Below are 23,756 nucleotides of genomic sequence, written 5' to 3' on the forward strand. Positions count from 1 at the left end.
CGCAGCCGCGCGTTTCCTGCCCAACTCTTACTCGAAGGAGTCCGACATGATGCATTCCGCCTTTCCCGGTCAGCCCGCCGCGCCGGCCCGCGCGCCCGCCGCGTTGCGCGACGCGTTCGTCAAGCTCAAGACCGAGCGCCAGCTGCGCAACCGCGATGTCGCGCAGGTGCTCGGTGTCAGCGAAGGCGAGGCGCTCGCCGCGTTCGTCGGCGAGCACGTGGTGCGGCTCGATGCGCGCTTTCCGGCGATGTTCGAGGAAATGCCGCGCCTCGGCCGCGTGATGGCGCTCACGCGCAACGACACGGCCGTCCACGAGAAGGACGGCGCATATGCGCAGATGAGCCACGACGGCCCGGTCGGCCTCGCGCTCGGCGACATCGACCTGCGCATCTTCTATCGCCACTGGGCGTCCGCGTTCGCGGTGCGCGACGAAACCGCGCATGGTCCGCTCGAGAGCCTGCAGTTCTTCGACGCGCAAGGTCATGCGATCCACAAGGTCTACCTGCGCGCGCACAGCGACCGCGCGGCGTACGGCGCGTTCGTCGAACGCTGGCGCGCGGCGTCGCAGGAGCCGGGGCTCGCCGTCGCGCCCGCCGTGCCGAAGGCGCCCGAACGCGCGGACACGGAGATCGACGTCGCGGGCTTTCGCGCCGCGTGGGACGCGATGACCGACACGCATCAGTTCTTCGGCATCACGCAGCGCTTCGGCGTGAGCCGCATGCAGGCGCTGCGCCTCGCCGATCCGCGATACGCGTACCCGGTCGAAGCGGCGCGCGCGCTGCGTCACGTGCTCGAACGGGCCGCCGCCAGCGGCCAGCCGATCATGGTATTCGTCGGCAATGCGGGGATGATCCAGATCCACACGGGCCCCGTCGCGAACGTGCGCGAGGTCGGCGCATGGATCAACGTGCTCGACCCGGGCTTCAATCTGCACGTGCGCGAGGACCTGATCGCCGCCGCGTGGGTCGTGAAGAAGCCGACGAGCGACGGCATCGTCACGTCGCTCGAGTTGTTCGACCGGCAGGGCGACCACGTCGCGCTGCTGTTCGGCGAACGCAAGCCGGGGCAGGCCGAACGCGACGACTGGCGCGCGCTCGTCGCGACGCTGCCGTCTGCGGTGTGCGGAGACATGCGGTGAGCGCGCGATCGTTCCAGCCGCGACGCCGCGCCGTGCTCGCCAGCGCGGTCGCCGGCGCGCTTGCGTGTGCGCTGCCCGGCCGGGCGCTTGCGCAGGCCACGCACAAGCGCGTCGTCGTGATCGGCGGCGCGCTCGCGGAAACCGTGTTCGCGCTCGGCGGCGCGGACGCGCGCGGTTACCGGCTCGTCGGCACCGACACGACCTGCACGTACCCGGACGCCGCGAAGCGCCTGCCGAAGATCGGCTACCAGCGCGCGCTGTCGGCCGAAGGGCTGCTGTCGCTGCGACCCGATCTCGTGCTCGCGTCGGCGGAGGCCGGCCCGCCCGCCGCGATCGCGCAGGTGAAAAGCGCGGGTGTCGCGGTGACGACGTTCAGCGAGCGGCACGACGTCGACTCGGTGCGCGCGAAGATCACGGGCGTGGCGCGTGCGCTCGACGTGCGCGACGCGGGCGACGCGCTGCTGCAGCGCTTCGATCGCGACTGGCAGGCCGCCCGCGACGCGGTCGCCGCGCGCGTGCCGGGCGGTGCGCAACCGCCGCGCGTGTTGTTCGTGCTGAACCATACCGGCAACCAGGCGCTCGTCGCCGGCCAGCGCACGGCCGCCGACGCGATGCTGCGCTACGCGGGCGCGCGCAACGCGATGCACGGCTTCGATCACTACAAGCCGCTGACGATCGAGGCGCTGGCCGTCGCCGCGCCCGACGTCGTGCTGATCTCCGATGAAGGACTTGCGGCAGTCGGCGGCCGCGACGCGCTGCTCGCCGCACCCGGCTTCGGCGCGACGCCGGCCGGCCGCGCGCGGCGTGTCGTGTCGCTCGATGCGCTGTTCCTGCTCGGCTTCGGCCCGCGCCTGCCGCTCGCCGTCACGACCCTGCACCGGCGCTTGTCGGATGCGCTCGCATGATTCCGGATCGTCCGATGCCTGCTCATGTGTCGCCTTGTCCCGCGCAGTCGCGCGTAGCGCATGCCGGCGCCGCGCGCGTCGGTGCGTCACGTCGCTTCGCGCCGTTCGCGCTGGCCGCCCTCGTGTGTGCGATGTCCGTCGTCGCGCTGTGCGCGGGCGCATATCGCATTCCGTTCGCTCAAGTCTGGGCCGCACTGAGCGGCGACCCGGCCGCGCAACAAGCACGCGCGGTGCTGCTCGACATCCGCGCGCCGCGCGTCGCGCTCGCACTGCTGGTCGGCGGCGGCTTCGGCGCGGCCGGCGCCGCGATGCAGGCGCTGTTCCGCAATCCGCTCGCCGATCCGGGGCTCGTCGGCGTGTCGAGCGGCGCGGCGCTCGGTGCGACGACGACGATCGTGCTCGGCCCCGCGCTGTTCGCCGCGCATGCAAGCGCGGCCGCACTGCCCGTCGCCGCGTTCGCGGGTGCGCTCGCGATCGCGACGCTCGTCTACCGGCTCGCCGCGTCGCGCGGCCGGCTCGCGCTTCCGCTGCTGCTGCTCGCGGGCATCGCGATCAACGCGCTGGCGGGGGCGGCCATCGGATTGCTCACGTTCGTCGCCGACGATGCGCAACTGCGCTCGCTGACCTTCTGGAGCCTCGGCAGCCTCGGCGGCGCGCAATGGCCCGCGCTGGCGGCCGTCGCGCCGTGCGTCGCGATCGGCTGCGTGCTGCTCGCGCGCGATCGTGACGCGCTCAACGCACTGCAGCTCGGCGAGACCGAAGCACTGCACCTCGGCGTGCCCGTACAGCGGCTCAAGCGGCGCGTGCTCGTCGCGGTCGCGCTCGCGGTCGGCGCGCTCGTATCGTGCGCGGGCATCATCGGTTTCATCGGTCTCGTCGCGCCGCACTGCGTGCGCCTCGCGTGCGGCCCCGACCAGCGCGTCGTGCTACCCGGCGCCGCATTGCTCGGCGCACTGCTGACGCTCGCCGCCGATCTCGCCGCGCGCACCGTCGCCGCGCCCGCCGAAATTCCGCTCGGCGTGCTCACCGCGCTGCTCGGCGCACCGTTCTTTCTCGCGCTGCTGTGGAAAAGCCGCGGCGCGCTCGGCGGCTGATCCTTCATTTGCTCATCATGCTGACCACCCATCATCTCGGCGTCGCCCGCCGGCACCGCACCGTTTTGCGCGACCTGACGCTGTCGATCGAACCCGGCCGCGTGACCGCGCTGCTCGGCCGCAACGGCGCAGGCAAGAGCACGCTGCTGAAAGCCCTGGCGGGCGAACTCACTGGCAGCGTCGCGCCGAACGGCGTGCGCGTGACCGGCGGCGTCACGCTGAACGGCGAATCGCTCGCACGCATCGACGCGGCGCGGCTCGCGTGCCTGCGCGCGGTGCTGCCGCAGTCCGCGCAGCCCGCGTTTCCATTCAGCGTCGACGAAATCGTGCTGCTCGGCCGCTATCCGCATGCACGACGCCGCGGCTCGCGGCACGCGATCGCACAACGCGATCGCGACATTGCATGGCAGGCGCTGGAGCGCGCGGGCGCCGAGACGCTCTTCGGCCGCGACGTGACGACGCTGTCCGGCGGCGAGCTCGCACGCGTGCAGTTCGCGCGCGTGCTCGCGCAGCTGTGGCCGGACGACGACTCATCGGAGCGAGGCTCGCGCTATCTGCTGCTCGATGAACCGACCGCCGCGCTCGACCTCGCGCATCAGCACCGGCTGCTCGATACCGTGCGTACCGTCGCGCGCGAATGGCAGCTCGGCGTGCTGGCGATCGTCCACGATCCGAATCTCGCGGCGCGGCACGCGGATACGATCGCGATGCTCGCGGACGGCACGATCGTCGCGCACGGTGCGCCGCGCGACGTGATGACGCCTGCCCATGTCGCGCAGTGCTACGGATTCTCGGTGAAGATGGTGGAAACGGGTGAAGGGTCGCCGCCGGTCATCGTGCCGGCGTAACACGCGCGTGCCGCCGCATCCGGCGGCAACGTCGCTCAACGCTCGATGTCCGCGACACCGAACGTGCGCATCTTCCATCCGAGCCGCACCGCAAGCATGCGCATCGTGAAGCCCGCCGCCAGCGCGATCACTGTCGCCAGCCCGGCATCGATGCCGAGATGCTGGCTCCCGACGTACAGCGTCCCCGTGAAGAACGCGACGCTCGCATACAGTTCCTCGCGCAGGATCAGCGGCATCTCGTTGCACAGCAGGTCGCGCAGCATCCCGCCGCATACGCCGGTGATCGCACCGGCCAGCACGACGATGATCGGCGCGGCATCCGTCGACGCGCCGATGTCGCAGCCGATGATCGTGAACGCCGCGAGACCGATCGCGTCGACGGTGACGAACAGCGTCTTCATCCGCGCGACGTGCCGCGCGGCCCACGACGCGACGGTGGCCGCGACGAGCGTGATCACGAGGTATTCGGGATGCGCGATCCAGCCGAGCGGATAGTGGCCGAGCAGCACGTCGCGCACCGTGCCGCCGCCGAGCGCCGTCACCGCGCCGACCAGCGCGAGCCCGAAGCGGTCCATCCCGCGCCGCATGCCCATCAGCGCGCCCGACATCGCCTCCGCGACGATCGCGATCAGATAAAGCGTATGCATCGCGCGCCTCAGTCGTCGGTACGGAACAGGTCGAGCACGCGCTCGCGCTCGGCCGCATCGACCGCTGCGGGCATCGGCCCGTCGGCGTTGCGCTGCTCGCGCGATGCATCCGGCGCGTCGGACGCCGGCGCGCCGCCGCACGCGAAGCGGCTGCGGATGTATGGCGGCACGTCGGCCGTGCACGCGCCGCGCGTGTATTCGGCGTACACGAAGTCGCCGTCGACGAGCGCGACGTCCTGCGGCGGCGTCGCATCGACTGGCGTGCGTCCGTCGACGGCCGTCTTCATGTAGTCGAGCCAGACCGGCAGCGCGAGCGTCGCGCCGGTCGCGCGTTCCATCGGGCGCGGCGTGTCGTAGCCGAGCCACGCGACCGCGACGATGCCCGACGAATAGCCCGCGAACCAGACATCCTTCGACCCGTTCGACGTACCCGTCTTGCCGGCCGCGTCGTCGCGGCGCAGCGCGAGCGCGCCGCGCGCGGTGCCGGCCCTCACGACGTCGCGCAGCATGCTGTCCATCACGAACGCATTGCGCGCCGACACGACGCGCGCGCCTTCGGGCATCGTCGCCTCGTACATCGCGCCGCCGTGACGCTGCTTCACCGACAGGATCAGGCGCGGCTCCATTCGCGTCCCGCCGTTCGCGAACACGCTGTATGCGCTCGCGAGCTCGAGCGGTGTCACCGCGCCCGCGCCGAGCGCGAGCGGCAACGACGCCGGATTGCGCAGCGCGTCGAAACCGAAACGCACCGCGTGCTGCTGCACGTAACGCGCGTCGGCGGCCTGCATCAGGCTGACCGCGACCAGGTTCTTCGAGCGCACGAGCCCGCGCCGCACCGGAATGAAGCCCTCGTAGCGGTTGCCGAAATTGCGCGGGCGCCACGGCCGCGCACCGGTTTCCTCATGGGTCAGCGTGCGCTGCGTATCGTCGACCAGCACACCCGGAAAGTAGCCCTTTTCGAGCGCCGCCGAATAGACGAACGGCTTGAAGCTCGAACCCGGCTGGCGATACGCCTGCAGCGCATGGTCGAATACGTTGCGATTGAAATCTGCGCCGCCCACGAGCGCGAGCATGTCGCCCGTCGCCGCATCCAGCGACACGAGCGCGCCCTCGAGCCCGCCGCGCGCATCGCGCTTCGCGCGCGGCTGCCGGTTCAGCGTGCGCTGGAGCGCGGCTTCGGCCGCGCGCTGGTCGCGCATCGAGATCGTCGTGGTCACGTCGAGCCCGAGCGTGTAGGCGTCGTCGTGAAAGCGCTCGACCATCATCCGGCGCGCACGCTCCGCGACATACGGCGCCGCGACGATGCCGGGCGGCGGTGTGGTCGCCAGCGCGATCGGCATGTCGACCGCCGCGCGATAAGCCGCGTCGTCGAGCTCGCCGAGCGCATGCATGCGGCCGAGCACGTAGTTGCGCCGCGCGGTCGCGCGTGCCGGATTGACGACCGGATTGAACGCGGACGGTGCCTTCGGCAGCCCCGCGAGCACGGCCGCCTCGCCCGCGCTCAGCGCGTCGAGCGGCTTGCCGAAATACACGTTCGCGGCCGCCGCGAAACCATACGCGCGCTCGCCGAGATAGATCTGGTTCATGTAAAGCTCGAGCAGCTTGTCCTTGCCGTACTCGCGCTCGAGCTTGATGGCCATCAGGATTTCGGCGAGCTTGCGGCTCAGCACCTTGTCGCGCGTCAGATAGAAGTTTCGCGCGACCTGCATCGTGATCGTGCTGCCGCCCTGCCCCGGCTGCCCCGTCACGACGTTCGCGAACGTCGCGCGGGCGAGGCCGCCGATATCGATCGCGCCATGCTGATAGAACTTCGCGTCCTCGGCGGCGAGCAGCGCATGCCGCATGAGCAGCGGAATCCGTTCGAGCGGCACGAATTCGCGACGCTCGACGCCGTACTCGGCCAGCAACTCGCCGTCGCGCGAGAAAATCCGCAGCGGCAGCGCGGGTCGATAGGCAGCGAGGTGTTCGACGGACGGCAGCTGCGTCCAGATGCGATGGATCGTCCATGCGCCGATGCCCGCGCACGCGAGCGTCAGGCCGAGCAGCGCGCCCGCGAGCATGCGCCACGCGCGGCGCGGCGATGCGGGAGGCGGCGCCGGTGGCGGCGGAGGGTTGGCGGTGTGGTCGGTCATGCAGGCTCCTTCTTCGATGCGGCGAACGCAGGCGCGCAACAGGCGCCCGTCGATCGCGGAAGGCGCGCATTGTCGGAGGGATGCCGGGATACCGGAACATTCTTTAGCCCAAGTTTGGCTGGCTAAATTTTATTTAGGAATGGCCGCGCGGGCGGCTGTGCAGGCGGTGCGGACGAACCGCGCGGCGCACGCGCACGTTCGCCTGTACCATCGTCTGCATGTTCGACACGTACCTGCGCCTGTGGGACCTCGTCCCCGACGGCGGCCCGATCCTGACCGCGAGCGGCGGCGTGCTGCCCGTCGTCTGGCACACACGGCCCGCGATGCTGAAGGTCGCGACCTGCGACGAAGAGCGCCGCGGCAATGCGCTGATGACCTGGTGGAACGGGAATGGCGCCGCGCGCGTGTGGCTGCACGACAGCGACGCGGTGCTGCTCGAACGCGCGCAACCGGCGCCGACGCTCACCGGCCTGTCCGCCGCGGGCCACGACGACGATACGATCCGCATCGCGTGCCGCGTGGTCGAGCGGCTGCATGCGCATCGCGCACCCGAGCCGCCCGAGGCCGTGCCGCTCGCCGACTGGTTCCATGCGCTGCTGTCGCACGACGCGGGCGACGACGTGCTGCGGCGTTCGGCCGCGACGGCACACCGGCTGCTGGCCGCGCCGCCTGTCGACGACGTCGTGCTGCACGGCGACATCCATCACGGCAACGTGCTGCACTTCGGCGATCGCGGCTGGCTCGCGATCGACCCGAAAGGTTTGCGTGGCGACCGCGCGTTCGATTACGCGAACCTGTTCTGCAATCCCGCGCACGACATCGCCGTCGATCCGGCGCGCTTCGCGCGGCGCGTCGCGCTCGTCACCGAAGCCGCGCAACTCGACCGGCGCCGGCTGCTGCAATGGATCCTCGCCTGGGCGGGCTTGTCGGCAGTGTGGTTGATGGAAGACGACCTGCCACCGGATACGCGTCTGCAGGTCGCGAGGCTGGCTGCCGCAGCGCTCGACGCGTAGCGTGCGGCGACGCCCGCCGCGTCGGCTGCATCGCATGCCGGCGCCGATAAAAAAACCCGCCGGCATGCACCAGCGGGTTTTCGTGTCCGACGTGCGCGACGCTCAGCGCGCCGGATTCAGCGTCAGGTTCATGTGACGGTTCACATCCTTGTACAGCAGATAACGGAAGCGGCCGGGGCCGCCCGAATAGCATGCCTGCGGGCAGAACGCACGCAGCCACATGAAGTCGCCCGCTTCCACCTCGACCCAGTCCTGGTTCAGGCGATACACGGCCTTGCCTTCGAGCACGTACAGGCCGTGCTCCATCACGTGCGTCTCGGCGAACGGAATCACGCCGCCCGGCTCGAACGTCACGATGTTCACGTGCATGTCGTGACGCATGTCGCTCATGTCGACGAAGCGCGTCGTCACCCATGCGCCGTTGGTGCCCGGCATCGGGATCGGCTCGACGTCCTGCTCGTTGGTCACGAACGCTTCCGGCAGCGCGATGCCGTCGACGGCCTGGTAATGCTTGCGGATCCAGTGGAAACGCACGGCGGCATCGCTGACGTTGTGCAGCGTCCAGTCCGCGCCCGGCGGAATGAATGCGTAACCGCCCGGCTTCAGCGTGTGCTGCTTGCCCTGCAACGTCAGTTCGGCCTCGCCTTCGACGACGAACAGCACGGCTTCGGCGTTCTTGTCCTGCTCGGGCTTGTCGCTACCGCCGCCCGGGTTCACTTCGACGATGTACTGCGAGAAGGTTTCGGCGAAACCCGACAGCGGACGCGCGATCACCCACAGGCGCGTGTTGCTCCAGAACGGCAGCCAGCTCGTGACGATGTCGCGCATCACGCCCTTCGGAATGACGGCGTATGCCTCGGTGAACATCGCGCGATCCGTCAGCAGATCGGTCTGCGGCGGGTGGCCGCCATGCGGCGCGTAATACGTTGTCTTAGACATAAAGCATCCAGGCAATGGGTTGGTCCGGCCCCGGGTCGCAACGCAGGCGCGGCACGCGCGTGGGGCACGCATGCCGCGGCGGGACATCGTTGCCGGGGTGGCTTGAAAGCGCGGGCGCCTTCGTCCGGTCGGCCAGGCTTCGCGACGGGCCCGTCCGCTTCGGCGGGCGAGGCGACCATGCTTGCGGGGTCTGGCGGCCGGGCCGCGGATGCTCGGCATCACGCGGCGGAGCACGGTTCGATTCCGTACACGGGCAGCGTTGACGATAGCGAAGTCGATCCCGATCGACCAATTAAATGTTGCGATGCCATCCATTCGATTTCGCACTACCCGCCGTTGCGCGCGGCGGCCCGTGCATGCGTGACGCGCGCGCGTCGATGCATCGGGGAAATCCTGAGCGCCGAACGGCGACGCGTCGATCGGCAATGGCGAAACGGGAATGGCCGAGCCCGCGCGGCTGCATGTCGATGCAACGGGCGATGAGATCTACGACGGGAAGCGATGAAGCGGGAGAGAGAGCCAACCCGTCGAGCGGGGCCGGGCGTGAACTGCGTAAAGCGATAAAGGTGCCGGTCTTGCCGGCGATGGCGGCCCGGCTAAGGCCGCCGGGCCGGCTGTCGGATCGGGAGCCGACGCGTCGGGCGCGCCGGTGCGCAAGTCGCGCACCGTGCCGCGCCCGCGGCGATCAGTCCCAGTCGCGGTGGTGGCGATGCTTGCGATGACGATAGCCGCGATCGCCGTCGTACGAGTTGCGCGACAGGTTGCCGCCGAGCGCTGCGCCAGCGCCGCCACCGACAGCCGCGCCCAGCAGGCCGCCCGTGCGGCCGCCCATCGCGTTGCCGGCCGCGGTACCCGCGCCGCCGCCGAGTGCGCCGCCGATGATCGCGCCGGTCCGCTCGCGGCGGTTCGACGTCACGGCGCCACCCGCGCCGCCGCCGATCGCGCCGCCGATCACGGAGCCCGTGCTGCCGCCGACCGCGCCACCGACCGCTGCGCCGGCAACCCCGCCGAGCGCGCCGCCGAGCGCGTTGTTCAAGTCACCACCGGCCAATGCCGGCACTGCGGTCGCGCCGGTCAGCACGGCGACGACGAGAGCGGGGGCGATTTTCTTCCACATTCCCGTATTCTTCCTTGTTCGCAATCTGGTTATCGAAGGTCCGCTCGATACGACGATCTGAATCGATCGACGTCGATGCCGGCATTGTGCCGAATCCCGGACCAATTCATTTCAATGAGCTTGCGGCGAAGAATAGCACCGCTCGAGCCTGCGTGCCGTCGACATTCTGGTAACAAGTTGTTTACCGAAAGAGAGACCGGAAAAGGTTGCCGAAAACTGGCGGGAAGGCCCGTCGGCCGGGGCTGTGGCCATGGTAGATCCCCGTTTTTCAGCATGGCGGAACCTGCCTTTCGCGCGGGTTCGGACACACGTGGCAACACATCGGATGCGCGCCGCGCGCCGGCGGGAATCGCCCGCGTCGCTCGAGCCGAACGAGGGTCAGTACACGCCCGGAAGCAGCCGCCAAGTGTGCGCGCAGTACGCGTCGTATTCGGCGCCGAACCGGGCGCGCAGCAGCGCTTCCTCGGAACGAATGCGGGCGACGAGCGGGATCATCATCGACGCGACGAGCAGCAGCCCGATGCCCGAGCGGAACGCCAGCGCCCAGCCGATCGCATTGACGAGCAGGCCGAGGTAGCTCGGGTTGCGGATCCTGCGGTAGATGCCGTCCGTCACCAGCGTGTGGCCGGGCTGGATCGCGACGAGCCCGCTGAAGCGCTTGCCGAGCACGAACACGGGCCAGAGGCGCAGCATGCCGCCCGCGACGTACAGCACGACGCCGCTCCAGCGCACGGTGTCGCCGCCGAAGGTCCACACGTCGAGCCGGTCGGTCAGTGCCGGCAAATAGGCGAGCAGGAACCCGGTGACCGCGAAGGCCGCGAGCACCCAGCGGTTGTCGCGGTTCTCGCGTTCGCCGGCGCTCAGGTTGCCTTCGGTGAACAGCGCGACGACGGCAAGCACGAGCGTCGCGACGGCGACGACGGTCAGTTGCGGATGCGAGAAGAAGGCGGCGAACCCGCCGATGCCGAGCACGGCGAGCCCGAGATAGACGAGCGTGGAGATGCTCGCAGCGATTGCGAACTTGCGCGTAACGGCCATGGCTGCCTCGCCGGAGTGGGCTTTCCTGCGAAGTATAGGAACCCGGGCGGGCGATGCGCACGCGCGCCGTCATGCGGCGCGCGAATCGTTGCGGAAAGAAGCGGCGGCGGAGCGTCGAACGACATGGCCGACCGACGTGCGGGCTGCGCCCGCGCCCGCCGCGCGGTCAGCGAATGCGGAAGTTGCCGCCGATCCCGACACTGACGGGCGGTGCGTAATACGCCGGCGCATAACCGTAGTAGACCGGCGCGGGTGCGTAGCCGTAAGGCGGCGCGACATAGCAGCCGGACAGGCCGCCGATCAGCGCTAACGTGATGAGAACTTTGTACATGGCTCGATTCCCGGCGAAGAAGACACGTCGCATCGTGCGAAAGCCGCGCCGTCGTCACCCATGGGACGGCCGGCACGAACAGGCAACGCCCTTTCCTTTCGCTCGATGCGGCAATGCGCGGAGTCTAGCGCCGCAGCCGCCGGGCCGAGTTTCGCGAGCCGTTACACGTGTTACGTGGTGTGACCGCTGAAACAGGTGCGCACGGCGGCGCCGCACGCGGCCGCTGGCGCCGCCCGAATCGCGAGCCGTGCATGCGTTACACGAAACGCGCGCGGATACGCTCGGCGAGCGATTCGAGCGTGGCCGCGTCGGCGACGTCGCGCGCGTGCATCCGCAGATCGACGCCTTCCCAGCGCGGAATCACGTGGAAATGCACGTGCGGGACCGTCTGGCCCGCCGCCGCGCCGTTGAACTGGCCGATGAACACGCCGTCCGGCTCGAGCGCCGCACGCACGGCCGCCGCGACGCGCTGCGTCATGCGGATGCCGGCCGCGGCGGCGTCGCCGGACAGCTCGAAAATCTGCGCGGCCGGCTCCTTCGGGATCACGAGCACGTGACCGTCGGCCTGCGGCATGAGATCCATGATCGCGAGCGTTGCGTCGTCTTCGGCGACCTTCACGCACGGCAGTTCGCCGCGCAGGATCCGGGCGAACGGGTTGTTGTTGTCGTAGGACATGGCGTTTTCCGATTGATCGATTGCGATGTGACTGGGAACGATGCCGGACGATTATCGGCCGACGGCGGCTCGGATTTCAACTTGTCGGCCCATGTCGCAATCGTTCGAACCTGCGCGATCGACACATGCGATTCGCACACGCCTTGCACCATGCCGCCTGATCGACGCCGCCCGGCGTCTCCCTCCCCCGCGATTGCCACCGCTTGCCCGAACCTGCGACACTGCCGGATCGTTGCCGGCCGGCACGCCACAGAGGATGTTCGCGCATGACGATCCCCTTCAAATCGCTGATCCTGCGCGGCGTCGCCGTCGCGCTCGTCGTCGCGGCCGGCTATACCGGTTACATGCTGTCGCGGCTCGCCCCGATCGCGACAGGCTATGCCGCGAAGGCGCTGTGCTCCGGCGTGTTCGTGTCGGGCCGGCCGGCCGCGTCGGTGATCGACGTCGACATCATGGCCGGCGTGCACCCGTTGCTGAAACTGGTGCGTCCGTCGATCGATCCCGAGCATCATCGCGCCGTCGCGACGTTCGCCGGGTTCGCGCAACGCGAGGCGGACTTCCGGCCCGGCCTTGGCTGCACGCTCGCGCTCGGGCCGTCGCCCGGCGTGCTGCCGGCCGCGCTCCCGCCCATCCCCGATCCGCCGCCCGCGCAGACACCGGTGCCGTCCGCACCGCCCGCCGGCATCGACGCACGCAAGCTGCAGGCTGCGCTCGACCGCGCGTTCGATGAACCCGATCCGGCGCGGCCGCGGCGCACCCGCGCGGTCGTCGTGATGTGGCGTGGCCGGATCGTCGCCGAACGCTACGCGCCCGGCTTCACCGCCGATACGCCGTTACCCGGCTGGTCGATGACGAAGACCGTGACGGCGGCGCTGGCCGGCATGCTCGTCGCGCAGCACAAGCTGTCGCCGAACGCGTCGGCGCTGCTGCCGGAATGGCGCGGCGGCGGCGACCCGCGCGCGGCGATCACGCTCGACGAGCTACTGCGGATGACGAGCGGCCTGCAATTCAACGAGGACTACGACGACCCGCTGTCCGACGTCGCCGTGATGCTGTTCACGCAGCCCGACACCGCGCGCTTCGCGTCGGCCAAGCCGCTCGCCGCGCAGCCCGGCACGCAGTGGGACTACTCGAGCGGCACGAGCGCGATCGTCGCGCGTGTGATGCGCGAGGCGATGGGCGGCAGCGACGCCGACTACCTCGCGTTTCCGCGCCGTGCGCTGTTCGCGCCGCTCGGGATGCGCAGCGCCGTGTTCGAGCCCGATGCGGCCGGCACGCTCGGCAGCGCGTCGTTCATGTATGCGAGCGCGCACGACTGGGCACGCTTCGGGGAGTTTCTGCTGCAGGACGGCGTGTGGGATGGGCAGCGGCTGCTGCCGGAAGGCTGGGTGCGCTACCTGACGCGCGCGACGCCGCTGTCGACGCGCGGAGAATTCGGCGCCCATCTGTGGGTCAAGGTGCCGGAGCCGTTCAACGATCGCGATCCGCACGCGCGCCCGCTGCCTGTCGACGCGTTTCATGCGGTCGGCCATGAAGGCCAGTTCGTGAGCGTCGTGCCGAGCCGCGAGCTGGTGGTCGTGCGGCTCGGATTGTCGCGGCCGGAATCCGCGTGGAATCACGAGGCGTTTCTCGCGCGCGTGCTCGAGGCCGTCCCGGCATCCGGCACGTGACGCACCCTGGGGAAGCCGCGTTGCGGCGGCCGTCGCGCCGCCACAACGCGTTGGACGGCCAATGCGTTACGGGTTCGCGCTACCTGCATACAGCTTGAACCCGTCGCGCGTCGCCAGGCGTTCGACGTAGCGCTTCACCGCCGGGAAATCCGGATGCTCGAACGGCGTGCCGAACCAGCGGTTCACCGACAGGCCGATCGGAATGTCGGCGAGCGTGAAATGGTCGCCGGCCACGAATGCGCCGGTCGCTTCGAGCTGCGCGCTCAGTATCTGCATGTGCTTCGTCCAGCCCGCGATCGACTGCGCGATCGCCGCCGGGTCCTGATGATCGGGCGACTTGCGCACGAGGCCGAGGAACGCGCCGACCCACGAACGGTTCAGGTCCGTGCCCTGCCAGTCGATCCACTGGTCGACCCGCGCGCGCGCCTGCGGCTCGGCCGGATAGAGCGCGTCGCCGCCATAGCGGTTCGCGAGATAGCGGATGATCGTGTTCGACTCCCAGAGCACGAAGTCGTCGTCCTTGATGACCGGCACGAGGCCGTTCGGATTCAGCGCCAGGTAGGTCGGATCGTTGGTCGTGCGAAAGCCCGCGCCCCAGTCTTCCTGTTCGAACGGCAGATTGAGCTCGGTGCACAGCCACAGCACCTTGCGGACGTTGATGGACGGGATCTTGCCGAGGACGTGCAGCATGCAGGCTCCTTGTGAGGTCGAATGCGAAGCGTTCGGAAGCCGCGATACGGGCCGAACGCGCTTCCGTCGAAGTTTATACACGAGCTCGCGGGAACCGACACGGTGTCAGGCAAAATCGCCGGTCGCGTCCGCCGCTGCTTCGTTTACATCGGCTTGACCACCATCAGGAAATACACGCTCAGCATCGCCAGGAACGCCGGATAGCCAAGCAGCTCCCAGCGCTTCGCATAACGCCAGTAGCGCGCGGGCAGCTCTGCATCGCCATTCGCATGCGCGAGCTTCGCCATCGCGGCCAGCTCGATCTGCAGCCACACCACCGGCAGCCAGCACGCGCCCGCGACCGCATACAGCACGATCGACGCGACGAGCCACGGCGTCGTCCACGGCCAGCCGGCCGTGTGCGCGAGCCACAGCCCGGACGCGGGCTGGAACAGCACGGCCGGTGTCGTGAACCACCAGTCCGCGCGCACCACGAGACGCGACACGGCGGCGATCGCCGGCACCGAGCGCGTGCGATTCGCGAAGAACAGGTAGAACGCGGTGCCGAAGCCCGTACCGACCATCAGCACCGAGGACAGGATATGCAGCGTCTTGATCACGAGATAGGTATTCATGCGTGTTCTTCTTCTGAAAAGAGGGTCAACAGGATCGCGAGGATCGGCACGTTCTTCAGCACGGGTCCGAACGGCTCGGCGAGCAGTGCGGGCATCGTGACCGCGATGACGGCCGAATACGCGACGATCAGCGCGCCTTGCGCGGCCCACAGACGGCGCGACGGCGCGGCAACGGTCGCCACGCCGAACGCGAAGTCCAGCGCGCATGCCCCGTACAGCGCGATCAGCGCGGGCAGCCCGGTCAGATGCGCGCGAGCCAGCATCGCGAGGCTGTCGTGCCGCGGATGGACGAACGCGCTGACGATGGCCGTCCAGATCCAGACGATCGCGAGCGCACCGAGCAGCAGCGGCCGCCGCCACATCGCGAGCGCGTCGCAGCGCAGCGCACGCGTGTCCGCATCCGCGCCGATGAAGTCCCTCAGCCCGCGCGGCGGCCGGCCAAGCACGGCCGTGAGCGCGGCGGGGTCGCCGGTATTGCCGCCTCGCAGCATCGTCCAGGTGTCGCGGGTCAGCATCGCGCCCGGTATCGTGCCGAGCAGCGCGGCCGCCGCGCCGACCAGCGGGCCCGGCAGCGCCACGCGCGTCGCCGGCGGGAAGCCGAGAGCGGCGCGATAGACGCTCAGCATCTCGCGATACTCGACTTCGTCGCCGCCGACCGCATCGATGACCGGCCGGCCCGCCGCCGGTGCATCGACGAGCCGCGCGACGAGTTCGGCGAGATCGTCGATGTGCACGGGGCGCAGCGGCTGATGGCCGCCCGCCGGCAATGCGTGCACGGGCAGGCTCGCGAGCATCCGGAAGAACCGCGCGGACGTGCCGGCGGTCCCGTACACGAGCGCCGGGCGCACGATCCGGTAATCGAGCGGCAGCGTCCGCAGGAAGGTGTCGGCTGCATGCTTGCTCGCGAAATACGGCGTGTCGCCGCGCTCGGCGCCGAGCGCCGAGATCTGGATCACGCGTCGCACGCGGGCACGGCAGCACGCGGTGAAGAGCGCGCACGGCGCCGCGCGGTGCACGGTGTCGAACGTCTCGTCGCGCCGGTCGGCGAGGATCCCGACCGCATTGATCACCACATCGACGCCGTCGAGCCGCGCGAGCCAGGCGTCGGGATCGACGTCCTTCGCGAAGTCGATCGCGACGTCGTGCGGGCCGATCGCACGCCGCGCGCCGCGCAGCACGCGGTGACCGGCGGCCTCGAGCCGCGCGCCCAGCGCCCGCCCGATGAAGCCGTTCGCGCCGCAAACGAGGATGTTCATGTCGCGCTCCGCGATGCGCGATGCCGGCGGGCCGACTGCATGATCTCGTTCATTGTTTCATCCTCTATATACAGTTATTTCTGTAAAGACAGAAATATCGACTTCAAAAAAAGCGGGCTGCTTGCCCGCGCGTCCGGTGCCGCCTACTTCGACGACTTGCGCCGGACCGTCTGACTGATCTTCGCGCCGATCCCGAGCGCCTTCATGAGCGTGTCGGGCTTGAGCCGCAGCATTTCGTCCGACCAGGTCGTAAGCGTCTCGACGAACTGCAGCGTGTCGCGAATGCGCTGCTCGGTTTCCCGGCTCTCGTCGGCGATCTCGGGGCTCGTCAGGCAATCGCGCAGCACCGTGAGCGTCGGTTCGATCTCGCGTTGCCGCCGCCCTTCGACGATCAGCTTGAACAGTTCCCAGATGTCGGTCGACGTCTCGAAGTGGTCGCGGCGATCGCCCAGCACGTGCACGACCTTCGCGAGCCGCCACGCCTGCAACTCCTTCAGGCTCGTGCTGACGTTGGAGCGCGCGACGTTGAGCGTCTCGGCGATTTCGTCGGCCGCGACCGGCCTGCCGGCCAGGTACAGCAGCGCATGAATCTGCGAGACGGTGCGGTTGACGCCCCACCGCGAGCCCATTTCGCCCCAGTGGAGAATGAATCGTTCGGCAATCGGTGTGAGTTTCATGTCGAGGAATTTAGTTTTTTCAGTTATTTCTGTCAAGAGAGAAATAACGGATAGCGACGCCGGGCACCGCGCCGACGACCCGCGCCCCGGCAGCCGAGACGGCCGCCTTTCCCGCCCTGCCGGCCGGCTTCCATTACAATGCGCGGGATTTTTCCGATTTCAGGCCGTCCGCGCCTTTCTGACTAGAGGTTTCCATGATCATCAAACCGCGCGTGCGTGGCTTCATCTGCGTGACGACTCATCCGGTCGGCTGCGAAGCCAACGTCAAGGAACAGATCGACTACGTGACTTCGCACGGCCCGATCGCCAACGGCCCGAAGAAGGTGCTCGTGATCGGCGCGTCGACCGGTTACGGTCTCGCCGCCCGGATCTCGGCCGCATTCGGCTCGGGCGCGGACACGCTCGGCGTGTTCTTCGAGCGCGCCGGCAGCGAAACGAAGCCGGGCACCGCCGGCTGGTACAACAGCGCCGCGTTCGAGAAATTCGCCGCGGAAAAGGGGCTCTATGCGCGCAGCATCAACGGCGACGCATTCTCCGACAAGGTCAAGCAGATCACGATCGACACCATCAAGCAGGATCTCGGCAAGGTCGACCTGGTCGTCTACAGCCTCGCGGCACCGCGCCGCACGCATCCGAAGACGGGCGAAACGATCAGCTCGACGCTGAAACCGGTCGGCAAGTCGGTCACGTTCCGCGGCCTCGACACCGACAAGGAAGTGATCCGCGAAGTCTCGCTCGAGCCGGCGACGCAGGAAGAGATCGACGGCACCGTCGCCGTGATGGGCGGCGAGGACTGGCAGATGTGGATCGACGCGCTCGCTGAAGCCGGCGTGCTGGCCGACGGCGCGAAGACCACCGCGTTCACGTACCTCGGCGAACAGATCACGCACGACATCTACTGGAACGGCTCGATCGGCGAAGCGAAGAAGGATCTCGACAAGAAGGTGCTGTCGATTCGCGACAAGCTGGCCGCGCACGGCGGCGATGCGCGCGTGTCGGTGCTGAAGGCCGTCGTCACGCAGGCGAGCTCGGCGATCCCGATGATGCCGCTCTACCTGTCGCTGCTGTTCAAGGTGATGAAGGAAAAGGGCACGCACGAAGGTTGCATCGAGCAGGTCTACGGGCTTCTGAAGGACAGCATGTACGGCCCGACGCCGCACATCGACGACGAAGGCCGCCTGCGCGCGGACTACAAGGAGCTCGATCCGCAAGTGCAGGCCAAGGTCGTCGCGATGTGGGACAAGGTGACGAACGAGAACCTGTACGAGATGACCGACTTCGCCGGCTACAAGACCGAGTTCCTGCGCCTGTTCGGCTTCGAGATCGCCGGCGTCGACTACGACGCGGACGTGAACCCGGACGTGAAGATCCCGGGCATCATCGACACCACGGTCTGACGACCGGGCCCGCCGCGCACCGCGCGTGGCGGCGGGCCGACTCTCCGAAGCGAAGCCCGCACGGCGTCGCGCCGTGCGGCCCATCCGCGGACAGCGCGGTTCGCCGTTGCCCGGGGAGCGCGTCGGCGGCGCCGTCCGCGTATCGGGCGAGCGCGTCCCGCGCTATTCCACCGCCCTTGCGGCATCCCACAGCAGTTGTCCGCCCAGCGCCGCATGCCATGCGCCGAACCGCGCGCGCCACGACTCGAACGGCTCCTTCAGCGGATGACGCGGATCGTCGCTGAGCGCATGCGCCATCCCCTCGATCAGCCAGCGCGGCTTGGTCACGACCGCGACGTTGCCGAGCACTTCGGCCTGGCGATGATGAATCAGCTCGTGCGCGAGAAAGTAGGTCTGCCAGCCGCGCGGCGCGACGATCACGCCGAAATTCCCGAGCGTCAGTGCCGCGCGTTCGCCGAGACCGAATTGGTCCGCACACGCGCGCGTCGAGCAGAACACGACGCGCGGTGCGTCACGAAACGGACCCACGGCCGCCGCCGCGCGCGCATAACCGTCGCGATAGAGCTGCTGCGCGGCGCCGAACTTCGCGGGATCGTCCGTGCAGATGTCCGCGCTGGGGCACGACACGCCCGGAAGCAGCGCGGGCGCGACGACGCGCAACGGCTTGACGAGCGCGTACGCGGCAATCGGCACAACGACGAGCAGGCCCGTGAGGGCGAAAGCGAGGTGAGAGCGTTTCATCGAGGCGGCGATTCCGTGGGCAGTGCGATGGCGTGTTCCCGCACGAATATATCCGAACGACGCCGTCGTGGACCGCTTTCCCTTTCGGTCCGGCGTGCGGCCCACGGCTGCGCTCGGCCGTGCGGCGCGCCCGTCCCGCGCCGTGACTGCATCGAGCGCGGTTACGCGAGCTGCTTGTGAAAATACGTCGTCGAGCACAATGCGCCGTCGGGCATCAGCGCGAAGTTCGGCACGACGCCGACGCGCTGCCAGCCGGCCCGCTCGTACAGGCGCTCGGCATCGCCGCCCGTCACGGTGTCGAGCACGAGCACGGTCTTGCCGGCATCGCGCGCGGCGTCATCGGCGGCCGCCATCAGCCGCGCCGCGATTCCCTGCCGGCGTGCATGACGCGACACGAGCATCTTCGCGATGTCCGCGCGATGCGGCTGGTTCTCCGGCTGCGCGGTCACGACCTGGACGGTGCCGACGATCCGGCCGGCGGCGTCCTCGGCCACCAGCAGGATGCGCTCGCCGCTCGCGACGCCGTCGGCGATGCGCGTCCAGAACGCAACGGCGGTCGCGCGTGCGATCGGCAACATGAAGCTCACGGACGCGCCCCCTTCGACGCAATCGATCAGCACGTCGGCCAGCGCGTCGATGCATGCATGCGCTTCGCTTGCATCGACGCGGCGCACGGTCACGGGTTCGGTCATACGCTCTCCGGTATATCGGGCGAGGCACGCGTTCGGTCGCGTGCGCCCGGATCGAATGGCATGCCGGCATGCGGTCGCTGCATGCGCAACGGCCGCCGGTGCCGGGCAACACGGCGCCCGGTTCGATCGGCGCGCGTTACCGCCCCATCATGCTACGCGATGAAAAATCCCGCTGCATCGCCTATGCTTAGCCGTATGGCTAACTTTCAACCCGGTATCAGCGACGTATTCCACGCACTCGCCGATCCGACCCGCTGCGCGATCGTCGGCGCGCTCGGCGACGGCGGACGGACCGTTTCGGAACTGGCCGCGCCGTTCGGCATGGCGCTGCCTTCGTTCATGAAGCATCTCGCGGTGCTCGAGCGCAGCGGCCTCGTCACGACCCGGAAAACCGGCCGCAAGCGCACCTGCGAGCTGGTCGGCAGCCGGCTGGCGGAAGCCGAGCAATGGCTCGCGGCGCAGCGCGCGCAGTGGGAAGCGCGTGCCGACCGTCTCGTGGAATTCATCGAAAGCCGTCACCAGGAGGAGCAAACGCATGTCAGCCAGCCACGTCGCCCCCGCAGAAGCCCATGACCTCGTGATCACGCGCACGCTGCGCGCGCCGCGCCAGGCGCTCTGGCGCGCGTGGACCGATCCGGAATTGCTGAAGGAATGGTGGTGCCCGAAACCGTGGACCACCGAAGTGCGCGCGTTCGACCTGCGCCCGGGCGGCGCCTTCCACACGTTCATGCGCGGCCCCGACGGCGGCACGAGCGACAACCCCGGCTGCTTCCTCGAAATCGTGCCGGAAGCGCGGATCGCCTTCACGTCGATGCTCACCGGCGGCTGGCGGCCGCAGGTGCCGTGGCTGGGCTTCACGGCCGTCATCACGATGACCGACGACCCGGCAGGCTGCCGCTATGAAGCGCGCGTGATGCATCCCGACGCCGCGACGCGCGAGCGCCACGAAGCGCTCGGCTTTTTTGAGGGCTGGAACATCTGCATCACGCAGCTCGACGAATTCGCGGCGGCATTGCGCTGAAAGCGGCCGCATGCGCTGGCCATTGCATGCGGCCGCGCGCGCGCCTAGGATTCCTGAAGGAAGCACGACGACACGCCGGCATCCGGCGTGCACCGTCGTGCGCGTTCCGCGGGAGGCAACATGCTGCACATGCACACGCATTCGACCCGGGTCAGCCGGCACCTGAACGCGCCGCGCGGGCGCGTCTACCGCGCGCTGCTCGATCCGCACGCCGTCGAACAATGGAAGGTGCCCGACGGCATGACGTGCCGCGTGCACGCATACGACGCGCGCGAAGGCGGCGCGCTGCGCGTATCGCTGAGCTACGACGAACCGTCGGACGGCACGGGCAAGACCACCGCGCACACCGACACCTATCACGGCCGCTTCGTGACGCTCGTGCCGGACGAGCGGATCGTCGAAATCGACGTGTTCGAAACCGACGATCCGATGCTGCGCGGCGCGATGACGGTCACGATCACGCTGTCCGACGAAGCAGGCGGCACGCGCGTCGACGCGGTACACGACGGTGTGCCGCCCGGCGTGCCGGCCGCCGACAACGAGGCCGGCTGGCAAATGGCGCTCGCGCGACTGGCGGCCTTGGTCGAGTCGGGCTAGGCGACGGGCGCGGTACGCGTCAGCCGAGCCGGTACGCGCGGGTGACGGTCCCGCGGAACAGCGCATCGCGCTCGCCCGGGCTCGCGTGCGCGGTCAGCCGCTTGAACGCGTTCCAGCCGTTCACGAACGAATACGAGCCCTTGTCGACCGGGAAATTGCTCTCGAACATGCAGCGCTCGGCGCCGAACGTCTCGATGCACGTCAGCATCCATGGCTTCCACGCGTCGGCGAGCTGTTCGGACGACGGCGGCCGCGCGCCCTTCTCGAAATCGAAGCCGTTGATCCGCATGCCGAGGCCGCCGACCTTCACGAACACGTTCGGCAGTTGCGCCAGTTCGCGCATCGACGCCCGCCACCGCTCGAAGACTTCCGGCCGCCGGTCCGCATAGCTCGCGATCCGCACGACGCCGCCGCAGTGATTGACGACGATCCGCGTGTCGGGATTCGCCTTCGCGAGATCGAACAGCTCGGGCAGTTGAGGAAAGAACAGCCACGCGTCGTAACACAACCCGAGCGGCGCGAGTTGCGCGACGCCCGCCCGGTATGCAGGATCGAGCAACAGCCCGCGCGGCACCGCCGACAACGGGTTGGCGAGCGACGGATCGGCATCCCAGGTCGTCAGGTGTCGAACGCCGCGAAAGCGCCCCTGACCGGCGTCGACGTGCGCTTCGAGTACGTCGCGCACGCGCTCGCCGAGCCGCAGGTCCGCATGCCCGACGATGCCTTTCGCGACGGCTGGAGCGCTCCGTTGCAGCGGCTCGGTCACCCCGGCGACGTAGGCCGTCTCGCCGACCGGCTTGAGTTCGGCCGGGCCCGCGTCACGATAGCGCGTCAGCGCCTGCATGTAGACGGATCCCTGGATGTTGTGGCCGGATCGCGCATCCTGCAGATAGTCGTCAAGCATGTAGATCCAGCCCGGCCGCTCGTAGAAGTGATGGTGCGCATCGACGATCGGCAGATCCGGGTCGAGCGCGGGTTCGAGCGCAGAGGCAAGCCAGTCGTTTCGTACCGGAAGATAGTTGCTCTGGGTCGTCATGGGAGAAGCTCCGTTTTCGGCCGGCGTGCGCGTAGCGGCCAATGCGGGAAGTGCGAGCGTTGCGGCGGCCGCGCCGAGCAACCGGCGACGTTTGATCGAAAGGGTCATGTCATTCGCTCCGGTCGAACGCGTACAGCGACAACGTCAGCAGCGTCGTGATCGCGAGGACGATCGCGAGGCCGAGCATCCCGGCCGTGAAGGTGCCGAAGCTGTCCTTCAGATAGCCGACGAGATAAGGGCCTGCGAAACCGCCCAGCGCGCCGATCGAATTGATCAGCGCGAGCCCTCCGGCCGCTGCCTGGCCGGACAGGAAGCGCGATGGCAGCGTGTAGAAGATCGTGCGGCCGGCGATCGTGCCGATCAACGCGAGCGTGATGCCGACGAGCGCGGGTCCGAGCGTCAGGAAATGGGTCGACACGCCGAGCGCCGCCGCGCCGATGAACAATCCAATCGCCAGGTTCGCGACAGGGCCGCCGCGCCGGTCCACCCGCTTCGCCCACCACAGCAACGCGACGGTCGCGAAAAAGTAAGGCACCGCGGACAGCCAGCCCGTCTGCATCGTCGACATTCCGTGCGCCTTCAGCATTTGCGGCAACCAGATGCCGATGCCGTACGAACCCATCGTGAAGCCGAACGAAATCAGTGCGAGCACGTACACGCGCACGTCGCGCAGTGCGACGCCGAAGCGCTTCTTGCGGCCGGCGGCGGCGCCGTCGCGCTCGAACGCGTGCTGCAGCGCGGCGCGCTCATCGTTCGACAGCCACGTCGCATGCTCCGGCGAATCCGACAACAGCCTCAGTACGAGGAAACCGAGCGCGCATGCCGGCAGCCCTTCGACGATGAACATCCATTTCCAGCCGGCGAGCCCGAGCGCCCCGTCGAGCTGCAGCAGCCACGTCGACAGCGGTCCGCCGATCAGCGACGACAGCGGTGTCGACACGGTGAACCACGCGAGCACACGCGTGCGATAACTCGCCGGAAACCACACCGCGAGGAAAAAGATCACGCCGGGAAAGAATCCGGCTTCGCCGATGCCGAGCAGCAGCCGGATCGCATAGAAACTGGTCGGTCCCGTCGCAAGCGCGGTCGCCGCGGCCATCAAACCCCACGTGATCATGATGCGCGCGAGCCAGCGCCGCGCGCCGAAGCGATACAGCGCGAGATTGCTCGGCACTTCGAACGCGCAATAGCCCGCGAACATGATTCCCGCGCCCCAGCCGAACTGCGTCGCGGTCAGCCCGAGATCACGGTTCATCGTCAGCGCCGCGAACCCGACGCTCGTTCGGTCGAGATAGTTGAAGAAGTACGCAAGCGCAAGCAGCGGAATGAAGCGCCATGCGGCCTTGCGCACCGCACGTTGCTCGATCGACGCGTCGGTCTCTCGATCGGCGGTCATCGCCGAGGAAGCGGATGTCATGGTTGTCTCCGTGGATGCGGCAGTCCGCACCCGCGCGATCGCGGGCGGGATGCCTTGGTCGTTCGATGGG

Annotated in this window: 25 protein-coding genes; 10 read left to right on the forward strand and 15 right to left on the reverse strand. The window is 68.9% G+C overall.

Translation table 11 applies throughout. The features are described from left to right. Window positions 1-46: 46 nt before the first annotated feature. Genes HW466_RS05160 through HW466_RS05175 form a run of 4 tightly spaced genes read left to right on the forward strand, consistent with a single transcriptional unit; the run spans window position 47 to window position 3,985 of the window. Entirely contained in the window at window positions 47-1,138 is a 1,092-nt protein-coding gene (locus HW466_RS05160; RefSeq protein WP_151004498.1) for a hemin-degrading factor, read from the forward strand. Next, the gene (locus HW466_RS05165; RefSeq protein WP_174905701.1) at window positions 1,135-2,043 is read left to right on the forward strand and encodes a heme/hemin ABC transporter substrate-binding protein; all 909 of its coding nucleotides are present in this window, start codon (window positions 1,135-1,137) and stop codon (window positions 2,041-2,043) included. Before HW466_RS05160 ends, HW466_RS05165 begins: the two co-directional genes overlap by 4 nt. A gap of 14 nt (window positions 2,044-2,057) precedes the next feature. Then, window positions 2,058-3,137 (forward strand): FecCD family ABC transporter permease, encoded by a 1,080-nt coding sequence (locus tag HW466_RS05170; RefSeq protein WP_174905702.1) that lies wholly within the window; start codon window positions 2,058-2,060, stop codon window positions 3,135-3,137. 17 nt (window positions 3,138-3,154) lie between these two features. Beyond that, entirely contained in the window at window positions 3,155-3,985 is an 831-nt protein-coding gene (locus tag HW466_RS05175) for a heme ABC transporter ATP-binding protein (RefSeq protein WP_151006957.1), read from the forward strand. 35 nt (window positions 3,986-4,020) lie between these two features. Here the strand turns inward: HW466_RS05175 and HW466_RS05180 are convergent, their stop codons facing one another. Together HW466_RS05180 and HW466_RS05185 are read right to left on the reverse strand one after the other, a co-directional pair. Further along, window positions 4,021-4,632 (reverse strand): trimeric intracellular cation channel family protein, encoded by a 612-nt coding sequence (locus HW466_RS05180; RefSeq protein WP_059772774.1) that lies wholly within the window; start codon window positions 4,630-4,632, stop codon window positions 4,021-4,023. An 8-nt stretch (window positions 4,633-4,640) separates the two neighbouring features. After that, window positions 4,641-6,764, reverse strand: a complete 2,124-nt coding sequence (locus HW466_RS05185) for a penicillin-binding protein 1A (RefSeq protein WP_174905703.1) — start codon at window positions 6,762-6,764, stop codon at window positions 4,641-4,643. Window positions 6,765-6,982: 218 nt separating this feature from the next. On the opposite strand from HW466_RS05185, the gene HW466_RS05190 reads away from it, so the two are divergent. Beyond that, complete coding sequence (locus HW466_RS05190) at window positions 6,983-7,777, forward strand: aminoglycoside phosphotransferase family protein (RefSeq protein ID WP_151006434.1); 795 nt, start codon at window positions 6,983-6,985, stop codon at window positions 7,775-7,777. Window positions 7,778-7,879: 102 nt separating this feature from the next. On the opposite strand, the gene HW466_RS05195 is transcribed toward HW466_RS05190, so the two are convergent. The 5 genes from HW466_RS05195 to HW466_RS05215 form a co-directional block, all read right to left on the reverse strand. Further along, window positions 7,880-8,716 carry a bifunctional allantoicase/(S)-ureidoglycine aminohydrolase gene (locus tag HW466_RS05195; RefSeq protein WP_059448983.1) on the reverse strand — a complete coding sequence of 279 codons (837 nt, stop codon included), beginning with the start codon at window positions 8,714-8,716 and terminating at the stop codon, window positions 7,880-7,882. A gap of 685 nt (window positions 8,717-9,401) precedes the next feature. Further along, window positions 9,402-9,833 (reverse strand): hypothetical protein, encoded by a 432-nt coding sequence (locus tag HW466_RS05200; protein WP_059448982.1) that lies wholly within the window; start codon window positions 9,831-9,833, stop codon window positions 9,402-9,404. 378 nt (window positions 9,834-10,211) lie between these two features. Further along, the gene (locus HW466_RS05205; protein WP_151006650.1) at window positions 10,212-10,871 is read right to left on the reverse strand and encodes a methyltransferase family protein; all 660 of its coding nucleotides are present in this window, start codon (window positions 10,869-10,871) and stop codon (window positions 10,212-10,214) included. Between the two features lie 166 nt (window positions 10,872-11,037). After that, the gene (locus HW466_RS05210) at window positions 11,038-11,202 is read right to left on the reverse strand and encodes a hypothetical protein (RefSeq protein WP_167357969.1); all 165 of its coding nucleotides are present in this window, start codon (window positions 11,200-11,202) and stop codon (window positions 11,038-11,040) included. A gap of 256 nt (window positions 11,203-11,458) precedes the next feature. Next, window positions 11,459-11,878: an HIT family protein gene (locus HW466_RS05215; RefSeq protein ID WP_059448980.1), complete on the reverse strand. Its 420-nt coding sequence runs from the start codon at window positions 11,876-11,878 to the stop codon at window positions 11,459-11,461. Window positions 11,879-12,144: 266 nt separating this feature from the next. On the opposite strand from HW466_RS05215, the gene HW466_RS05220 reads away from it, so the two are divergent. Continuing rightward, window positions 12,145-13,548 carry a serine hydrolase domain-containing protein gene (locus HW466_RS05220; RefSeq protein ID WP_174905519.1) on the forward strand — a complete coding sequence of 468 codons (1,404 nt, stop codon included), beginning with the start codon at window positions 12,145-12,147 and terminating at the stop codon, window positions 13,546-13,548. Window positions 13,549-13,614: 66 nt separating this feature from the next. Here HW466_RS05220 and HW466_RS05225 read toward each other — a convergent pair whose 3' ends face one another. The 4 genes from HW466_RS05225 to HW466_RS05240 form a co-directional block, all read right to left on the reverse strand. After that, window positions 13,615-14,238, reverse strand: a complete 624-nt coding sequence (locus HW466_RS05225; protein ID WP_151006666.1) for a glutathione S-transferase family protein — start codon at window positions 14,236-14,238, stop codon at window positions 13,615-13,617. Window positions 14,239-14,381: 143 nt separating this feature from the next. Further along, a complete protein-coding gene (locus HW466_RS05230; RefSeq protein ID WP_059448977.1) occupies window positions 14,382-14,852 on the reverse strand; it encodes a DUF2269 family protein in 471 nt (156 codons plus the stop codon). Then, window positions 14,849-16,108: an SDR family oxidoreductase gene (locus HW466_RS05235; protein ID WP_174905520.1), complete on the reverse strand. Its 1,260-nt coding sequence runs from the start codon at window positions 16,106-16,108 to the stop codon at window positions 14,849-14,851. The genes HW466_RS05230 and HW466_RS05235 overlap by 4 nt, the downstream gene beginning before the upstream one ends. A 143-nt stretch (window positions 16,109-16,251) precedes the next feature. Next, window positions 16,252-16,785 carry a GbsR/MarR family transcriptional regulator gene (locus HW466_RS05240; RefSeq protein ID WP_059448975.1) on the reverse strand — a complete coding sequence of 178 codons (534 nt, stop codon included), beginning with the start codon at window positions 16,783-16,785 and terminating at the stop codon, window positions 16,252-16,254. A gap of 194 nt (window positions 16,786-16,979) precedes the next feature. Between HW466_RS05240 and fabV the strand changes: the two genes are divergently transcribed. Further along, window positions 16,980-18,182, forward strand: a complete 1,203-nt coding sequence (fabV, locus tag HW466_RS05245) for an enoyl-ACP reductase FabV (protein ID WP_059501513.1) — start codon at window positions 16,980-16,982, stop codon at window positions 18,180-18,182. Between the two features lie 162 nt (window positions 18,183-18,344). Here the strand turns inward: fabV and HW466_RS05250 are convergent, their stop codons facing one another. Continuing rightward, window positions 18,345-18,923 carry a hypothetical protein gene (locus HW466_RS05250; RefSeq protein WP_151005610.1) on the reverse strand — a complete coding sequence of 193 codons (579 nt, stop codon included), beginning with the start codon at window positions 18,921-18,923 and terminating at the stop codon, window positions 18,345-18,347. 161 nt (window positions 18,924-19,084) lie between these two features. Further along, on the reverse strand, window positions 19,085-19,615 hold the full coding sequence (locus tag HW466_RS05255) for a GNAT family N-acetyltransferase (RefSeq protein ID WP_059448972.1): 531 nt from the start codon (window positions 19,613-19,615) through the stop codon (window positions 19,085-19,087). A 195-nt stretch (window positions 19,616-19,810) separates the two neighbouring features. Here HW466_RS05255 and HW466_RS05260 point away from each other — a divergent pair, with 195 nt between their 5' ends. From HW466_RS05260 to HW466_RS05270, 3 genes are all read left to right on the forward strand, one after another. Next, complete coding sequence (locus HW466_RS05260; RefSeq protein WP_151005615.1) at window positions 19,811-20,188, forward strand: ArsR/SmtB family transcription factor; 378 nt, start codon at window positions 19,811-19,813, stop codon at window positions 20,186-20,188. Beyond that, complete coding sequence (locus tag HW466_RS05265) at window positions 20,151-20,636, forward strand: SRPBCC family protein (RefSeq protein WP_059794753.1); 486 nt, start codon at window positions 20,151-20,153, stop codon at window positions 20,634-20,636. Before HW466_RS05260 ends, HW466_RS05265 begins: the two co-directional genes overlap by 38 nt. A gap of 120 nt (window positions 20,637-20,756) precedes the next feature. Then, the gene (locus HW466_RS05270) at window positions 20,757-21,233 is read left to right on the forward strand and encodes an SRPBCC family protein (protein ID WP_059448969.1); all 477 of its coding nucleotides are present in this window, start codon (window positions 20,757-20,759) and stop codon (window positions 21,231-21,233) included. A gap of 19 nt (window positions 21,234-21,252) precedes the next feature. Here the strand turns inward: HW466_RS05270 and HW466_RS05275 are convergent, their stop codons facing one another. Beyond that, on the reverse strand, window positions 21,253-22,377 hold the full coding sequence (locus HW466_RS05275; protein WP_151005613.1) for an amidohydrolase family protein: 1,125 nt from the start codon (window positions 22,375-22,377) through the stop codon (window positions 21,253-21,255). A 1-nt stretch (window position 22,378) separates the two neighbouring features. Next, window positions 22,379-23,686, reverse strand: a complete 1,308-nt coding sequence (locus HW466_RS05280) for an MFS transporter (protein ID WP_069229036.1) — start codon at window positions 23,684-23,686, stop codon at window positions 22,379-22,381. Window positions 23,687-23,756 lie beyond the last annotated feature (70 nt).

Source organism: Burkholderia territorii (genome assembly GCF_902833055.1).
In the GTDB taxonomy this organism is placed as follows: Bacteria; Pseudomonadota; Gammaproteobacteria; order Burkholderiales; family Burkholderiaceae; genus Burkholderia; species Burkholderia territorii.

Excerpts from the sequence above, each read along its gene's own strand:
- HW466_RS05160 (WP_151004498.1), top strand. The coding sequence starts at position 47 with ATGATGCATTCCGCCTTTCCCGGTCAGCCCGCCGCGCCGGCCCGCGCG.
- HW466_RS05170 (WP_174905702.1), top strand. The coding sequence starts at position 2,058 with ATGCCTGCTCATGTGTCGCCTTGTCCCGCGCAGTCGCGCGTAGCGCAT.
- HW466_RS05175 (WP_151006957.1), top strand. The coding sequence starts at position 3,155 with ATGCTGACCACCCATCATCTCGGCGTCGCCCGCCGGCACCGCACCGTT.
- HW466_RS05180 (WP_059772774.1), bottom strand. The coding sequence starts at position 4,632 with ATGCATACGCTTTATCTGATCGCGATCGTCGCGGAGGCGATGTCGGGC.
- HW466_RS05185 (WP_174905703.1), bottom strand. The coding sequence starts at position 6,764 with ATGACCGACCACACCGCCAACCCTCCGCCGCCACCGGCGCCGCCTCCC.
- HW466_RS05190 (WP_151006434.1), top strand. The coding sequence starts at position 6,983 with ATGTTCGACACGTACCTGCGCCTGTGGGACCTCGTCCCCGACGGCGGC.
- HW466_RS05195 (WP_059448983.1), bottom strand. The coding sequence starts at position 8,716 with ATGTCTAAGACAACGTATTACGCGCCGCATGGCGGCCACCCGCCGCAG.
- HW466_RS05200 (WP_059448982.1), bottom strand. The coding sequence starts at position 9,833 with ATGTGGAAGAAAATCGCCCCCGCTCTCGTCGTCGCCGTGCTGACCGGC.
- HW466_RS05205 (WP_151006650.1), bottom strand. The coding sequence starts at position 10,871 with ATGGCCGTTACGCGCAAGTTCGCAATCGCTGCGAGCATCTCCACGCTC.
- HW466_RS05210 (WP_167357969.1), bottom strand. The coding sequence starts at position 11,202 with ATGTACAAAGTTCTCATCACGTTAGCGCTGATCGGCGGCCTGTCCGGC.
- HW466_RS05215 (WP_059448980.1), bottom strand. The coding sequence starts at position 11,878 with ATGTCCTACGACAACAACAACCCGTTCGCCCGGATCCTGCGCGGCGAA.
- HW466_RS05220 (WP_174905519.1), top strand. The coding sequence starts at position 12,145 with ATGACGATCCCCTTCAAATCGCTGATCCTGCGCGGCGTCGCCGTCGCG.
- HW466_RS05225 (WP_151006666.1), bottom strand. The coding sequence starts at position 14,238 with ATGCTGCACGTCCTCGGCAAGATCCCGTCCATCAACGTCCGCAAGGTG.
- HW466_RS05230 (WP_059448977.1), bottom strand. The coding sequence starts at position 14,852 with ATGAATACCTATCTCGTGATCAAGACGCTGCATATCCTGTCCTCGGTG.
- HW466_RS05235 (WP_174905520.1), bottom strand. The coding sequence starts at position 16,108 with ATGAACATCCTCGTTTGCGGCGCGAACGGCTTCATCGGGCGGGCGCTG.
- HW466_RS05240 (WP_059448975.1), bottom strand. The coding sequence starts at position 16,785 with ATGAAACTCACACCGATTGCCGAACGATTCATTCTCCACTGGGGCGAA.
- fabV (WP_059501513.1), top strand. The coding sequence starts at position 16,980 with ATGATCATCAAACCGCGCGTGCGTGGCTTCATCTGCGTGACGACTCAT.
- HW466_RS05250 (WP_151005610.1), bottom strand. The coding sequence starts at position 18,923 with ATGAAACGCTCTCACCTCGCTTTCGCCCTCACGGGCCTGCTCGTCGTT.
- HW466_RS05255 (WP_059448972.1), bottom strand. The coding sequence starts at position 19,615 with ATGACCGAACCCGTGACCGTGCGCCGCGTCGATGCAAGCGAAGCGCAT.
- HW466_RS05260 (WP_151005615.1), top strand. The coding sequence starts at position 19,811 with ATGGCTAACTTTCAACCCGGTATCAGCGACGTATTCCACGCACTCGCC.
- HW466_RS05265 (WP_059794753.1), top strand. The coding sequence starts at position 20,151 with ATGTCAGCCAGCCACGTCGCCCCCGCAGAAGCCCATGACCTCGTGATC.
- HW466_RS05270 (WP_059448969.1), top strand. The coding sequence starts at position 20,757 with ATGCTGCACATGCACACGCATTCGACCCGGGTCAGCCGGCACCTGAAC.
- HW466_RS05275 (WP_151005613.1), bottom strand. The coding sequence starts at position 22,377 with ATGACCCTTTCGATCAAACGTCGCCGGTTGCTCGGCGCGGCCGCCGCA.
- HW466_RS05280 (WP_069229036.1), bottom strand. The coding sequence starts at position 23,686 with ATGACATCCGCTTCCTCGGCGATGACCGCCGATCGAGAGACCGACGCG.